At 51.5% G+C, this 15,594-nt stretch carries 11 protein-coding genes; 4 read left to right on the top strand and 7 right to left on the bottom strand.

Annotated elements, in window-relative coordinates; translation table 11 throughout:
* Window positions 1–11 precede the first annotated feature (11 nt).
* From coaBC to F7231_RS03000, 5 genes are all read right to left on the bottom strand, one after another.
* Window positions 12–1,214, bottom strand: coding sequence for a bifunctional phosphopantothenoylcysteine decarboxylase/phosphopantothenate--cysteine ligase CoaBC (coaBC, locus tag F7231_RS03020; protein WP_166690848.1), 1,203 nt, complete (start codon window positions 1,212–1,214; stop codon window positions 12–14).
* Between the two features lie 98 nt (window positions 1,215–1,312).
* Entirely contained in the window at window positions 1,313–1,627 is a 315-nt protein-coding gene (locus F7231_RS03015; protein ID WP_085414757.1) for a DNA-directed RNA polymerase subunit omega, read from the bottom strand.
* Between the two features lie 7 nt (window positions 1,628–1,634).
* A complete protein-coding gene (locus F7231_RS03010; protein ID WP_085414758.1) occupies window positions 1,635–2,534 on the bottom strand; it encodes an outer membrane protein assembly factor BamD in 900 nt (299 codons plus the stop codon).
* A gap of 104 nt (window positions 2,535–2,638) precedes the next feature.
* On the bottom strand, window positions 2,639–3,283 hold the full coding sequence (locus tag F7231_RS03005) for a T9SS type A sorting domain-containing protein (RefSeq protein WP_166690847.1): 645 nt from the start codon (window positions 3,281–3,283) through the stop codon (window positions 2,639–2,641).
* A gap of 102 nt (window positions 3,284–3,385) precedes the next feature.
* A complete protein-coding gene (locus tag F7231_RS03000) occupies window positions 3,386–5,263 on the bottom strand; it encodes an OstA-like protein (RefSeq protein ID WP_310589273.1) in 1,878 nt (625 codons plus the stop codon).
* 71 nt (window positions 5,264–5,334) lie between these two features.
* On the opposite strand from F7231_RS03000, the gene tilS reads away from it, so the two are divergent.
* The 3 genes from tilS (at window position 5,335) to rho (ending at window position 12,025) form a co-directional block, all read left to right on the top strand.
* Window positions 5,335–6,741, top strand: a complete 1,407-nt coding sequence (gene tilS, locus F7231_RS02995) for a tRNA lysidine(34) synthetase TilS (RefSeq protein WP_166690846.1) — start codon at window positions 5,335–5,337, stop codon at window positions 6,739–6,741.
* Window positions 6,742–6,858: 117 nt separating this feature from the next.
* Window positions 6,859–9,150 carry an OmpA family protein gene (locus F7231_RS02990; protein ID WP_166690845.1) on the top strand — a complete coding sequence of 764 codons (2,292 nt, stop codon included), beginning with the start codon at window positions 6,859–6,861 and terminating at the stop codon, window positions 9,148–9,150.
* 499 nt (window positions 9,151–9,649) lie between these two features.
* The gene (gene rho / locus F7231_RS02985) at window positions 9,650–12,025 is read left to right on the top strand and encodes a transcription termination factor Rho (protein WP_166690844.1); all 2,376 of its coding nucleotides are present in this window, start codon (window positions 9,650–9,652) and stop codon (window positions 12,023–12,025) included.
* A 116-nt stretch (window positions 12,026–12,141) separates the two neighbouring features.
* Here the strand turns inward: rho and ftsH are convergent, their stop codons facing one another.
* Together ftsH and rsfS are read right to left on the bottom strand one after the other, a co-directional pair.
* Window positions 12,142–14,175: an ATP-dependent zinc metalloprotease FtsH gene (gene ftsH / locus F7231_RS02980; RefSeq protein ID WP_085414764.1), complete on the bottom strand. Its 2,034-nt coding sequence runs from the start codon at window positions 14,173–14,175 to the stop codon at window positions 12,142–12,144.
* A gap of 106 nt (window positions 14,176–14,281) precedes the next feature.
* Complete coding sequence (gene rsfS, locus F7231_RS02975) at window positions 14,282–14,692, bottom strand: ribosome silencing factor (RefSeq protein ID WP_085414765.1); 411 nt, start codon at window positions 14,690–14,692, stop codon at window positions 14,282–14,284.
* A gap of 114 nt (window positions 14,693–14,806) precedes the next feature.
* Between rsfS and F7231_RS02970 the strand changes: the two genes are divergently transcribed.
* A complete protein-coding gene (locus F7231_RS02970; RefSeq protein WP_166690843.1) occupies window positions 14,807–15,577 on the top strand; it encodes a biotin--[acetyl-CoA-carboxylase] ligase in 771 nt (256 codons plus the stop codon).
* The last annotated feature ends 17 nt before the right edge of the window (window positions 15,578–15,594 follow it).

Genomic DNA, 15,594 nt, shown 5'->3' with positions numbered 1-15,594 from the left:
GGCGCATTTACCTATAGGTTGCGGGCAATGATCGAAAGCAGATCGGCAGCCACTTCATCTTTGGTTTTGAGGCCAAATTCAGTTACCACTTCCTGCCTATCCATAACGGTAATTTTGTTGGTGTCGTGCCCGAATCCAGCACCAGCATCACGCAATGAGTTCAGCACGATCCAGTCCAGGTTTTTCCGATGTAATTTTCCAAGCGCGTTTTCACGCTCGTTATTTGTCTCCAGTGCGAAGCCCATCATCAGTTGATCGGCCCGTTTTTGGGTACCCAGCGTGGCGGCAATATCTATGGTTTTGGTGAGTTCAACGGCAAACTGCGCCTCTTTCTTTTTTATTTTTTCTGTGGCCGGGTGCGCCGGTGTATAATCAGCCACGGCAGCATTCAGAATCGTAATATGGGCCGATGGAAACGCCACTAACGCCGCTTCATACATGGCCTGCGCCGATCGTACATCCACCCGCCGGATTGTGGGTTCGGGCGTGGCCAGGTACGTTGGTCCACACACCAGAGTAACGTCGGCACCGGCCAGCGCAAAAGCGCGGGCAATGGCGAATCCCATTTTCCCGGTCGAATGGTTACTGATGTACCGCACCGGATCGATGGCTTCCTGCGTGGGGCCAGCCGTAATCAGCACCGACTTCCCCACCAGTACCGCCTGCTGGCTAAAATGACGCTCCAGTGTTTGCACGATGGTTTCCGGTTCGGCCAGGCGACCCTCTCCTACCAACCCACTGGCCAGCTCGCCATGCTCGGCATGGATAATGTAATTTCCGAATCGCCGCAGCCGATCCAGATTCTCCAGCGTGGCCGGGTGCCGGTACATATCCAGGTCCATGGCCGGCGCTACAAACACCGGGCACTTGGCCGACAGGTAGATTGCCGACAGCAGATCGTCGCAAAGGGCCATTGAGCAACGCGCCAATGTACGGGCCGAGGCCGGGGCGATTACCAGCACATCGGCCCAAAGTCCCAACTCGACATGGTTATTCCAGACGCCATCTTCATTGGCCACAAAAGTCGACAGGGCTGGTCGCTTCGATAGCGTAGCCAGCGTCAGGGGTGTAATAAATGCCTTCGCTGATTCGGTCATAATAACCTGCACCTCGGCACCGGCTTTCACTAGCAGGCGCACCAGCAATGCCGACTTGTAGGCAGCAATACTGCCCGACACACCCAATACAATTCGTTTACCTCGCAGGGGTTCCATAGGCAGCAAAAATCCCACGTGACGCACAAAGATGTACAGAGTTTATGCAGACTCCGTGCCTCTATGCTTCACGTGGGACAGCGTGTTAATTCGTTCTACTATTTCTCTTCGCCTTCTTCAGGGTATCGGAAGTACACTTTACCGGCCAGAAATTCGTCGGTTGCCAGCGTTGTCGGCTTTGGCATACGCTCGTAGAATTTCGAGATTTCGATTTGTTCCCGATTTTCAAATACCTCTTCGAGGTTATCAACCGCCGACACAAATTCAGATAGTTTGTTGCTCAGCTCTTCTTTGTTCTTCGTCGAGATTTGACGGGCGCGTTTCGAGATGATCGAAACTGATTCGTACAAATTGCCAGTCAATGCCGCAATCTTGTCGGTATCGCGCGTGATAATCGAAGGATTCGATGCCATAGTTTTATCAGTTTGCCGAGGTCACCTTCGCCGGAGCGTTGGGGTTCGGCTGTTGTTGCTTTTTAAACTCCTCGCGGGCTTTCTCTTCTTTAGCAATCCGATCCAGCTCTTTCGTGCTGTTCTCATGCATCTTTTCGGCCTGCTTCAAATACTTGCTATTGGGGTATTTTTCCTGAAATGCTTTGTAAAACGCCACCGCATCCTGAAAACGTTCCTTTTGTTTCTCGGCAATTGAGTTAGCCGCCAGGTTATACTCGGCGTCTACTTTCAGATAAGCCAATTCCTCATTGTACTCCGAGTCGGGAAATTCGCGCTGGAAGTTGTTGATCGACACAACCGATGATTTGTAGTTGGCGATACTAAACCCGCTTACTTTGTAATACTGTTTGGCACGTTCGTAAGCTTTCCGCTCCAACCGACGACGCAGGTCAAGAATCAGGCCCGTACAGTCTTTAACATGCTCACTATCAGGGTTTGTGTTTACAAAATCCTGTAGTGCCGACATAGCGCTGATGGTGTTTGACTGGTCCAGATTGAAGCCCGGCGTCGATTTGTACAGAGAGAGCGCGTACATGTACATTGCATCGGGGGCTGATTCGCTCCGGGCAAACGTTTCATAGAATCGCTTGAAGAGTTGAGCCGCCGGTTCGTACAAGCCCTGGTTATACTGCGTATAGGCGTAGTTGAATTGAGACAGTTCCTGTTCGGTGCTTCCTTTCAGCTTCGGAATGATTTCTTCAAACAGAACGCCGGCCCGGTACCAGTCTTTCTTGGTAAAATACTTCTGGGCGGCTTTGTACTTCTCATCGTCGGTGCCATTTTTCTGAATTTTAGAAAAATCGCTACAAGCCGACAGCCCCAGTGCTAGTACTCCAACTATAATGGCAAAAAAACGACGGTTTCGCATAAGATCGCAAATATACAAAAAATAATGGCTACACCTTTTAAACGAGGGTGTAGCCAATCTGGTGCGTTGCTTAACAATTCTTAAGATTCAGGAATTGGCAGGCATTATTGATGTTTAACGAGCAGTTTCTTGGTAGCTACTTTAACGCCCTCAATAGAAAGCTGGTAAAAATAGTAGCCGGTTGGCAAGTCGCGAGTTTGCAGACGAATCTTGCGCTCTGAGCGATCCAGCGTATACTCGGCAACCGGAGAACCCAGGATACTGAGTAGTGTAATTGAAGCGCTACCCACGTTGCTGTTCATTATGTAGTCAATTTCAGCAACGTCGTGGGCAGGGTTTGGATAAATGTTCGATACAGTCAGGCGATCGCTGGTATACATGCGGTCATCGATCCGTACGGCTTCTTCAGAAGATCGCTCTGTTCCGGTTCCCGACACCATACCGTCTGCCTGCGTTGTGCTACGGCCAGCAGCACTTCTTGAACTGGATGTTGGCGCGGCAATCAGTAAAGCCCGGTAGTAATCCTGCATGGCTGAGTTTTTCCCCTGCGTCAGCAAATGATCCATCGTAGACATAGGTCGCGACAAAGGCAGCAATACCCGATGAGGTTTTGCCGAGGCTACTGTCGGTGCGGTTAGGGCAGCTTTTCGACCAAGCTCAAGCCGACTCCGGCCAGGCACTTGCGCCTGCACAGAAGTGGCCAACAGCAGGCCAATCAAACACCCATATATACGTAGTCGTTTTTCCATTCCTGAAAATCAATGCGTTGATCAAAGCTAACACAAACGTAAGTCGATGAAAAGACAAAGTCAACGTGATAAAAAGTAAAAAATTGTTAATCCCAGTGCTATTTACTTCTTCTGACCCGCTTTCGTTGGCAATGGTTTAAAATTAGCGTCAAATTTAATGCCGCTTTTATCCACCGGAGTACTTATCCCTTTCGGTAAAGGCTGCACCTTACCGGTTGCTGATGTAGCGGAAGGATTTGTTGCTGATGTACCCTGACTGGCGATTGGCTCTGTGGCCTTATTACCAGTCGTTTTTTGTCCACCTAAAACCTGTTCTTTCGTAGGCTTCTCGTCAATGCGCCACCGAAAATTATCCAGTTTTTTCTTATCCTCTGTAAGCAGCTTAGGGGGTGTGAGTGCTCCATCGGGACTGCCATAAAACCGAATAGTACCCACCCGCCCTTTCTTAAAATCAATGGTCATTTTACTACAATCAACGCGGTTCATTCCCGTGAAAACGTTCTTATCATCTACTACGTAATAAATGCTCTGACCGTTGCCCTCAACCACTACCCGATTTAATATTGTCTTGTCTTCAATCGCAAGAGGGGCAGCGACAGCAGTGGCAGGGCGTGGCTGCGTGACCACCTTCGGTGGGGCTTTCTGGCCAGCTTTCGGGCGCACACGGGCTGTAGCTACCGGTTTCGGGCGAATCGTATCCCGCACATTTTTGAACGAAGCCGTAATGGATCGGCCTTTTATCTGATTGAAATATTGCAGCGAATCCTGCGAAATAACAAAAGATCGCCCCCGTAGAAGCAGCGTGTTGATCCGGTTATTTTTTAGCTTGGCCGTCAGTGAATCAGCTTCCATCTGGTACGAATCGCTCCAGACAATCGGCTTTTTATAAAAGTAAATTGTTGAATCAGACACAGCATAGACCAGCGAATCGCATCGGCTCTGTAAATCCGATTTATAAACCAGTACATTTTTTTGTCCAACCAGTTTGCGTGGTTTTTTCTCTTTACTCCCGCTCGGCGTATCATACGAAAAAAGCGTGTCGGCCCGCATATATAGTGTGTCCTTGTTGACGACCGAACGCACTACGGCATTTCCCGTTACCCGCGAAATCCCCGCCTTCCCGTTGTACCGCCCCTGGTCACCCGTAATGATGGTATTATTTTCCTTGCCAACCAGCACCACATTACCCCGCGCGATGCCTAACTCGGTCTGATTGTCAAAATCCAGCGTATCACCGGTCAGCGTGTATTTTTCGGTGTACGCCGTGGCCCGTTTTCTGAAGTTAGAGATTCTGGTTACGGTATTGTAGGTGCCTTCGCGGGCAATCAGCGTCCCGTCCTTATTCACAATCTTTGTTGGCCCCTGAAACGTGGCCAGTTTGGTGCCACTGTTGTAGAGAAGCGAATCGGCCGTCAGCGTCGTTTTCGGGTTGACGAGTTTTACATTCCGGATAAACGTGAATTGCTTGATTCTGGTGTCGTAGTAGCCCTCTTCGCTGGTCAGCACGTTGTCTTTGTCGACAATGCGCCCTTTGTTGGGGTAATGGGCAATGCCGTTAGCCATGTCGTAATCAAGGCGGGAAGTGGTCAGGGTCATCTTGGTGTCCCGCAGCGATACCCGGCTCAGCAACGTCGACGAACGCGTGTTGCCATAGTAGTACATGGTATCACCCTTAACGGTAATCGTGTCACCCTGCAAAATCCGGACATTACCATACGCCTCTACCACGTTGGCCGACGAATTCTGGATGGCCAGGTCACAAAACATCAGCGCCCCTTTATGCCGAAGGCGAACATTGCCAACCAGCCGACGAGTTGCACTACCGGGGGCCTGACTCACGTCCAGTGTATCGGCATGCAAAATTTGAACTTGCTCAGGTGCCCCAGACGACGTACCTGGTGCCGCTGGACGGCCAACTTGCGCCCAACCAGACGTACCCAGCAGCATGATCGCCGCCAGACAAGCAAAAAAAACGGCCAATGGCCGCAAAAGACTATATGTTTGTGTACCCAAGTTCATGTAACTTCAACATGCAAATCTAACGTACCTGCGTGCTACCCGACCGCTTTTTAGCTTTTATTAACGAACACCGGCTATTCAATCGATCAGACCGCGTTCTGGTGGCGGTAAGTGGAGGACTCGATTCAATGGTGCTGGCCCACCTATTGCAGCAGGGCGGTTTTTCGTTTGGCGTGGCGCATGTCAATTTCGGGCTTCGGAAAGCGGACTCCGATACTGATGCAGCCTTTGTGGAGAACATGGCACGTACCTACGGGGTTCCGTTTCACCTGACCCGGTTCGATACGCTGGCTGAATCAGCCCAACGCGGTGAATCGACCCAGGTCACAGCCCGGCAGCTTCGATATGCCTGGTTCCGTACCCTGCAACTTCAGCATGGGTACGTTGCCGTTGCTACGGCTCACCACCTCAACGACGTACTCGAAACCATGCTGCTGAACCTTACCCGGGGTACGGGTCTGGCCGGACTACGGGGTATGCCTATTCAGGCCGACCTGTCTCCAACGGCACCTCGCCTGGTTCGACCGCTCTGGTTTGCCCCGCGCAAGGCCATAGATACCTACGCCCAGCAGCACAAAATAGCCTGGCGCGAAGATTCGTCGAACGCATCGACTACCTACAGCCGAAATAAAATTCGGCATCGGGTTATTCCGGTGTTGGAACAGATTAATCCGGGGTTGTTGCAGGCGCTTCCCCGTTCACTAACCCAGTTACGGGCCGCTGAGACAGTGCTGCAGGAAGCACTCACTGCCTCGTTCAACCAATGCGCCCAGCCCACCACTGATGGACTTGTGATTGATGTGGCGGCGTTGGCCCGATTGTCTGAGCCCCTTTTCCGACTGGGTGACTGGTTGCGACCCTATGGTTTCACGACGGATGTGCTAGCTCAGTGCTGGCAGGCAATTGACCCGGCCAGATACGTACCTGACCAGAACGGACAGGTCTTCATGGCTCCTGGTCACCGGCTGTTGCACGACCGTGGACAACTCTGGCTGCAACCGCTTTCCAGCACATCATCAGTACCCATACTGATTCAGGATTGGCCTACTACTCCCATTGAGTTTGGTATAGACGGTCAGTTGATTGTTGAGCGTATAGCGCGCACTGATTGGGATGAACAGTGGCCGATTGGCCAGCCTATCGCTTTATTCGACGCCGATACGCTGCCGTTCCCATGGCGACTGCGTACCTGGCAGAAGGGTGATCGATTTACACCACTAGGCATGAACGGCAGCCAGCTGATTAGTGACTTTCTGGCCGATCGTAAGATTCCCCTGCCCGAGAGGGAGCATGTTTGGGTGCTTGAGAGCGATAGCCAAATACGATGGGTAGTCGGATATCGAACCGCTCAAAACGCCCGACTGACAGCGAACACACGTTGGATTGTCAGGGTGCAATGGCAGATCAACCAACACCGGTTGAAAACGATTAATAAATAGATCCGCCTCATTTAGTCTGATAGATCAAGTTGGTTACTGGAATGTGCGTTGTATGTACTTTGGCACTTATTTTGTTAAGTGAATGGGGGGAGACCCATAGTTAAAACAGATTACCTCATGAACCGATCAACACGGGTTCTGCTATTGATAGCGGGGCTGCTGATAACGTCGCTGACGCTGCATGCGCAAAGCGGGCGACTGAAGGCCGCGAATAAGCAGTACGACAATTATAGCTACCTATCGGCCGTACGCCTTTATGAAGAGTTCCTTCGTGGTAAGCCGGGCGATGCTGCCGAAGCCCGCGAAGCCATGACCAAGCTTGGTTTTAGTTACCGCAAGTTGCAGGACACCCGCAACGCAGAACGTGTATATGGCGAACTGATTGCCAGTTACCCCGATCTGGAAAGCGAGGTCTATCTCTATTATGCCCAGGCGCTGGCTCAAAACGGAAAAAGCCGCGAAGCACAGAAAATGTATAGCCAGTATGGCCAGCGGCAAAGCAATGACCTGCGTGGCCGTACCGGTACCATCACCTATATGGACCTCAGTCGCTTTTACCTCGACTCGTCATCCTATCGCATCCAGAACCTACCGATCAACTCGCGTCAGGCCGATTTTAGCCCGATGTATTACAAAAAAGGACTGGTCTTTGTGTCGTCGCGCGACGAGGGCGGGGTTATCAAGCGGGTTTTCTCCTGGAACCAGACACCTTTTCTGGATCTATACGCCTTTCCCGACACTAACCAACTACGCATTCCGGGCTTTGATCCGGTAGTACGACCAGCTGCCACGGCGGTGCTTGGTGGTGGTGGCCCGGCAGCTGATCAGTCGATCGAAGTAGAGGCGGAGAACAAGCCTATTTCGAAGTCGGAGAAGTTTAGCCGCACCCTGAACACGAAATACCACGAAGGGCCGGTCACGTTTACACAGGATCAAAATTTCATCGTGTTCACGCGCAACAACGGCAGCAAAGGAAAATCGGCGAAGAGCAGCGAAGGTGTTCGGAAGCTAAAACTGTACTCGGCCGTATTCCGGGGAAACAAGTGGCACGACGTCACCGAACTGCCTTTCAACAGCAGCGAATATTCAGTAGGTCATCCCGCGTTTTCTCCCGACGATCAGCGGTTATATTTCGTCTCTGACATGCCAGGCGGCTATGGTGGCACCGACCTCTACGTAGTTGAGTTCAGAAACGGCGAATGGGGCACACCCGTCAATATGGGTAAAGAGTTGAATACGGAAGGAAATGAAATGTTCCCCTACGTTGACTCAGCTGGCAACCTGTATTTTGCTTCCGACGGACATGCTGGGCTAGGTGGCCTAGACGTATTCTATGCCGAATTGAAAGACGGTGTTCCTTACCGTGACGTGCAGAATGTAGGGTACCCGATTAACTCTGAGAAAGATGATTTTGGCCTGATAACCGATAAAGCACGTACCTCAGGCTACTTCAGCAGCAACCGCCGTAAAGGCGTCAGCGACGATGATATTTATTCGTTTCGTCGCTCGTGCAAGCAGTTGAACATCCTGGTATTTGATGCCAAAAGCGGAGCCCCAATCAGCGCTGCCGATGTACGCATTGTTCGGAATGGATCGAATCAGGATTTGAAAGTGACCAATACTGACGGCAAAACAGATCTGTGCCTCGATGTCAATACGGAGTACGAATTCAAAGCGGTAAAGGACGGCTACGCGCCCAACAGCATCCGCTTCTCGACCCTGACGCAGTCGAACAAACCGCAGATGAATGTATCGATCTACCTGGAGAAGAGTGAAAACACGATCATTCGGGGTATTGTAAAAACGGAGGTCAACCAGAAGCCAGCCGAGGGTGTAATGGTGACGCTTCGTAACGAAAAAGACAAATCGGAAAAATCGGTGGTAACTGGGCCCGACGGTGGCTATGAGTTTGCGGTGAAACCTAATGCGCCATTTACCATCACTGCCCAGAAAGATCGGTACGCAACCAAACGCACTACGAGTAAGGTCATCAAGGGCAAGCGGCCTCAAACGGGCGTTGTCGATTCGCTGGGTCTCTACGGCGAAGGCGACGTATTCCAGCTCAAAAATATCTATTACGATCTGAACAAGTTTTTTATCCGACCCGACGCGGCCCGCGAACTTGATCATGTAGTAGCGATCCTGAAAGAGTATCCAACTATGAAAATTGAACTCCGGTCGCACACGGATGCGCGTTCGGGCGACGCCTACAATATGCGTCTGTCTGAAAGCCGGGCCCGTGCCGCCATGGATTACATTGCCTCGCGGGGCATCAGCCCAGGTCGGTTAACGGCCCGCGGATATGGCGAAAGTGAAATTGTGAATGGTTGTACTGACGGCGTAGACTGCGCCGAGAGTGAACACCAACAAAACCGACGGACTGAATTCAAGATTCTGGCCGTCAAGTAAGCCCTTGTGTTGTGAGGTAAATTGGGAAGGCGTAGGTTCATAACCTGCGCTTTTCCTGTTTATACACGGCAGAATTACCAGCATCGCCAGTGGATAAGCCAGCGCACCGAATTCAGTAGGCATCCATCCACTGTCATCTGCTACGGGTCAACCAATCCGCCTGCCCGACCTGTTGGCCGAAAAAGCGGAAACCTTTTCACTTTTTTCTTGTTTCGTAATTAATCTGACGGATTGTTTTATATTTGTGTGCCTATGAGTCAGAGGGGTTGCTGTATTCTTCACCCTGTTCATAGCCTGCAAGCCACTACATATTCGTTGCAGATTTAACCGCCTGAGCATCGTTTTGGGCGCGGTCATCCAGACCAGTTTATTTCTCTATTTCCTGTCGTATATCCTTCAGCGTACATCATTTGTTAGCTGGTCTTAGCGGCCACTTTCCCAATTCTTCCTGTGCGTGCTCACTTTGCTCCCCGACAGCAGTCTGCGCTAACCCTTACTTATGTATACTATTGACGACTTAACGTCCAAGCTCCTCACGGAGTTACGTGGCCTTGCCGATCAGTTCGGCATCTCAGACGCCACCAAGTACCCTAAAAAAGACCTTGTTTATAAAATTTTGGATCAACAATCGCGGCAACCTGGCGACACATCGCCCGTACTAACATCGTCGGATGTAGCTACGCCCCCCAAGCGAGTAGCACGTGGCCGCAAAGCCCAGACCGATACCGACGGCACCTCTGCTATCGTAGAAGCAACTCCTGTAGCTACTGAACAGGCCGCAGTGGAAGCAACACCCAAAGCCCGGCCACAACGCGCCCGACGGACTGTAGAGTCTCCAGAGCCAGCAATGGCTGAAGCCCCAGAAGTAGCTCCGGCAACCACCCCGCGCGAGCAGTCGGCTGAAGTAGCTGTTGTTGCTGCCGATCCGGCGCCGCAGGAACCCACTGCCCAGGGCGATGCAGCCGCAGAAGGGACAGATACCCGGCGCGAACCACGCCAGCGAATGGACGGTCCACGTCAGAATGACAATCGCCAGGGCCGGCAAGATGACCGCCGTAACCAACCAGACGGCTACCGAACCGATAACCCACGTCAGGGTCGGTCGGACCAGAACCGACCCGACGGCTTGAATAGAAACCGCCCAGATCAGAGCCGCCCTGATCAAGGCGATATGCCCCGCAGAGACGAGTCGCCACGTCGGATGGACGAACGGCGCAACCAGGCGGATCGCCCACGCGATAACAGCTACGGTCGCCCGGATTCAGCAAGACCCGATTCGTCGCGCTTCGACAACGGCCGCTCAGGTCAGCCTCAGCAGCGCAATGATCGGTTTAGTAATCAGCAGCGTCCCGGTCGGCCCGATCAAGACGCTAACCGTAGCCAGCAAACCCGCCGCGAGTTGCGCGATTCGTACCGAAGTGATGCAAACCGCCAGAACCCGAATCAGTCCGTTCCCTCCTACCAGCAGCCCGTTCAGAATCGCCGACCGACCGTTCGCGACGACAATGCAACCAATTTCCAGCAGGAAACGGAAGAAGAGTTTCAAACGCCCGCCGTTGTTTCGGAAGAAGCAACCAGCTTAGCCAACGTACCTGTCGAGCAGGCCGACCAACAGGAAGCTTCTTCAGAGGCGCAACCAGTAGATGGTGAAAACACGGGGCCTGACGGACAACGTACCCAGTCGCCGCAACCCACCCGCGAGCAAGCCGAATATGCCAGCCGTATTCGTCGTCAATACAACCAGCACGTTCGGGAGTTCGACGGTATCATCGACAACGAGGGCGTTCTGGAAATCATGTCGGATGGTGGCTACGGATTCATGCGATCGGCAGGTTACAATTACCTCGCTAGCCCCGATGACATTTACGTATCGCCGTCGCAGATCAAGCTGTTTGGCCTGAAAACCGGCGATACCATCAACGGATCGATTCGCCCACCGAAAGAAGGCGAGAAGTACTTCGCCCTGCTGAAAGTAACGACCGTAAACGGCAAAACGACCGAAGAAATTCGCGACCGTATTCCCTTCGAATACCTTACGCCTCTCTTCCCGGAAGAACAGCTAAAACTCAGCACCCGGCCAGAGATATACTCCACCCGCGTACTCGACCTGTTTGCGCCTATAGGCAAAGGGCAGCGCGGCATGATTGTGGCCCAACCTAAAACGGGTAAGACGGTGCTGCTGAAAGAAATTGCCAACGCCATCACCAAAAACCACCCTGAAGTATACCTGCTGATTCTGCTGATCGACGAACGTCCGGAAGAAGTAACGGATATGGCTCGTAGCGTAAACGCCGAAGTCATTTCGTCGACCTTCGATGAGCAGGCCGACCGCCATGTAAAAGTGGCCAGCATGGTACTTGAAAAAGCCAAGCGAATGGTTGAATGTGGTCACGACGTAGTGATCCTTCTCGACTCGATTACGCGTCTGGCACGTGCTTATAACACGGTTGTCCCATCGTCGGGCAAAATCCTGTCGGGTGGTGTCGATGCCAACGCCTTGCACAAGCCCAAGCGGTTTTTCGGCGCGGCACGTAACGTAGAGCATGGCGGTTCGCTGACGATCATTGCTACGGCCCTGATTGATACGGGGTCGAAGATGGATGAGGTAATATTCGAAGAATTCAAAGGCACAGGTAACATGGAACTCCAGCTAGACCGCCGCCTCGCCAATAAGCGTGTGTACCCTGCCGTTGATGTAATGGCCTCGGGCACCCGGAAAGAAGATCTGCTGCTCGACCGTGAAACGCTGCAACGCGTCTGGATTCTGCGCAAGCACATGTCTGACATGAACCCCGTTGAATCAATGGACTTCCTCCTAGATCGGATGCGTGGCACCCGCAACAACGAAGAATTTTTGATCTCGATGAACCGGTAACGTACCGGATATAATTCGTAAAAAGCTTTACGTTGGAGCGCGAAGCTTTATACAGCCAGCACAAAAAAAGCCCAACCAGTGATGGTTGGGCTTTTTTGCTGTGTCCAGGTACGTTATCAGATACCTTCCAACGTCTCTTGAGGCTTAACAGCATCGGGAATCGACTCGGTGCCAATTTCTTCCTTAACCTCTTCTGCAATTCCCCGCTTTTTGTAGGCCTGATATACGGTGTCACGCTCAAATGGACGCTTACCGATCAGACGAACCAAGTCATCCTGATACAGAATCTCTTTTTTGAGCAGTTCCTGCGCAATGATTTCCAACGCCTCGCGGTGGTCGGTCAGCATTGTTTTGGTACGCTCATACGCGCCTTCGATGATCTTCCGAACTTCCTCGTCGATCTGACGGGCAGTTTCTTCTGAATAGGGCTTGTTGAACGAATACTCTGACTGTTTCGAATCGTAGAACGATACGTTACCAATCTTATCATTCATACCGTACATGGTCACCATGCTGTAGGCCAGCTTTGTAATCCGTTCCAGATCGCTCAAGGCGCCAGTCGAAATCTTGTCGAAAACCAGGTCTTCAGCAGCACGACCACCTAACGCCATGCACATTTCGTCCATAAGTTGCTCCGTGCGGTACAGATACTGCTCACGGGGTAGGTATTGGGCGTAACCCAATGCCGCCACACCACGCGGTACGATCGACACCTTCACCAGCGGATCTGCAAATTCGAGGAACCAGCCAGCCAGGGCGTGACCAGCTTCATGATAGGCAACGATCTCCTTTTCTTCGGGCGAAATAAGCTTGTTCTTCTTCTCCAGACCACCAATTACGCGGTCCATCGCATCCTGAAAATCGCTCATGTCAACAGACTCTTTATCACGACGGGCGGCAATCAGAGCGGCTTCGTTACAAACGTTGGCTATTTCAGCACCCGCAAAACCAGGTGTCTGAGCGGCCAATTCTTTCGGCTCAACGTCGGCCGACAACTTAATGGGCTTCAAGTGAACTTTGAAGATTGCTTCACGACCAATAATATCCGGCTTGTCAATGCTGATTTGACGGTCAAAACGACCGGGGCGTTGCAAAGCAGAGTCTAGTACGTCGGGACGGTTGGTAGCGGCCAGAATAATGATACCTGAGTCGGTAGCAAAACCGTCCATTTCTACCAACAGTGAGTTCAGCGTATTTTCGCGCTCGTCATTAGCACCTGGCATCGAGCCACGGCCACGTGAACGACCCACAGCATCGATCTCATCGATGAAGATGATACAGGGCGCTTTTTCTTTGGCTTGCTTGAAAAGGTCACGTACCCGAGCAGCACCTACACCCACAAACATTTCAACGAAATCGGAACCTGACAGCGAGAAGAACGGAACACCCGCCTCACCCGCTACAGCTTTCGCCAGTAAGGTTTTACCCGTGCCCGGAGGGCCGATTAACAAAGCACCTTTCGGAATCTTGGCGCCAAGCTTCGTAAACTTTGATGGGTTCTTGAGATAATCAACGATCTCTTTGATCTCTTCTTTTGCTTCGTCCAGACCCGCTACGTCGTTAAACGTGATCTTCACTTTGCTATCGGCATCGAACAGCGCTGCTTTCGATTTACCAATATTGAAGATCTGGCCACCCGGACCGCCACCGCCCGACATGCGCCCCAAAATGAAGTACATAGCCAGAATCATAGCGATAAAGAAACCATAGGTTGCCAGCTGGCTGGCGAAATCAGTACGCGTTTCTACGTTGTAATCGATTCGCTGGTTATCGGGCTTATCTTTTTCGATACGTTCCAAATCCCGCTTCAGCGACTCGGCCGAGGGTACTTCAAATTGGTAGTGAGGGCCTGCGCCACCACCGAAGTAGGGCTTTTCACCGTTGATGTTGCGGTACTCTGGTTTTTGCAGGGCCTGCTGCGTCAACGTTACTTCAGCATATTTATCGTTTACCACGACTACTTTCTGAACGTCATTGTTACGGGCCATACGCTCAAACTGCCGGGCCGAGGTGGCACGTACCGATGCGCTTTTACTCAGGAATGCGATGCCCAGAATGGCGGCAATCAGCAGAACCACAATCCAGCCCTGGAAATTCGGCTTTCGGGGCAACCGGGGCAATGGATTTTTATTGTTGTTGTTATCAGACATTTCGACAGGTTATACAGAAATCGGTTAATAGGGAAACACAGTACAATAGTGAATGTTTTTGCCAGTGTACTGTGAATAGGAAGACAACCAGCCAGTGCGAAACAGCTTAACGCTGCACAAACACGTCGGTTTCATTGTCAACCCAAGTCATCTCGGCATCCCCCCAGAGTTGTTCGAGATCGTAAAACGCCCGGCGATCCTTCTTGAACACGTGCACAACAACGTCCATGTAATCCAGCAGGATCCACTCACGGTTCATTTTGCCTTCACGGTTCGTTGGAAACACCCGGCTTATTTTCAATATTTCTTCTTCGATAGAGCCAGCAATGGCATCGATTTGGGTGTCGGAGCTACCAGAACAGATTACGAAATAATCAGTAATGGCATTTTTCACATTACGCAGATCCATCACTACGATGTCCTGCGCTTTTTTCTCCTGCATTCCTTTTACGACCAGATCACGGAGTTGTTCGGTCGTTAATTCAGTTAGTTTGGCTGAAACAGCGTTTTGAATCATGCTTTGCTTGTAAACTTGTGAGCGCAAACAGGTAGCGGGTACGTCGCCAAGTCAAGGAAGCCACTGCTTCTACGCACCATACGTTATTTGACTAATCTATAATCGTAACAATCATTGTACAAAATTTATCCCAAAACCCTCTTCGTTGGGCAAAAAATCGTTTATCTGCCAAGCTGTCAGTCCACCAACGATGAGGCAGCCCGGCTATTGAGCCAGGAAGACCTGCCCGAGGGCACCATTGTAGTGACTGATCAACAAACGCAGGGTCGTGGGCAACGTGAGAATCAGTGGGAAGCCCAGCCGGGCCAAAACCTAACCTTCTCGCTGATACTGACACCCTCGTTTCTAAGCGCCGCCGAACAATTCTGGCTCAACATGGCCGTTTCACTAGCCATTCAGGATACGCTGTCGCCGTTGCTTTCCGGTAGACGATTAACGATAAAATGGCCCAATGACGTCTATGTCGAAGACCGAAAATTAGGGGGTGTCCTGATCGAGAATACCCTTCAGGGCTATGTGTTGGGTCATTCGGTGGTGGGGATCGGTTTAAACGTGAACCAGGTTGGCTTCAACGTACCCACGGCTACATCGCTGTTGCTCGAGTCGCCCATAGCAGATGGGTACACCCTGCCAAGCCTACTGACGGTGTTGGCTGAACAACTCGAAAAAAGATACCTTCAATTGCGGGCGGGCCACCGAAATGTCTTGCGGGCAACGTACCTGCAACACTTATACCGGTATCAGACGCCACATACATACATGGCAGATGAGGTCCTTTTTACCGGGACGATCGTCGACCTGGACCCAACCGGACGTCTTGGCATTATGACAAAAGAGGTAATTCGCTATTTCGCCTTCAAGGAAGTCACTTTCCTGACGAACTGAGTGAATTTGAAATTGGG

The organism is Fibrivirga algicola, from assembly GCF_011742925.1.
Lineage (GTDB): Bacteria > Bacteroidota > Bacteroidia > Cytophagales > Spirosomataceae > Fibrella > Fibrella algicola.
This window is presented reverse-complemented; position numbering and strand designations above follow the sequence as displayed.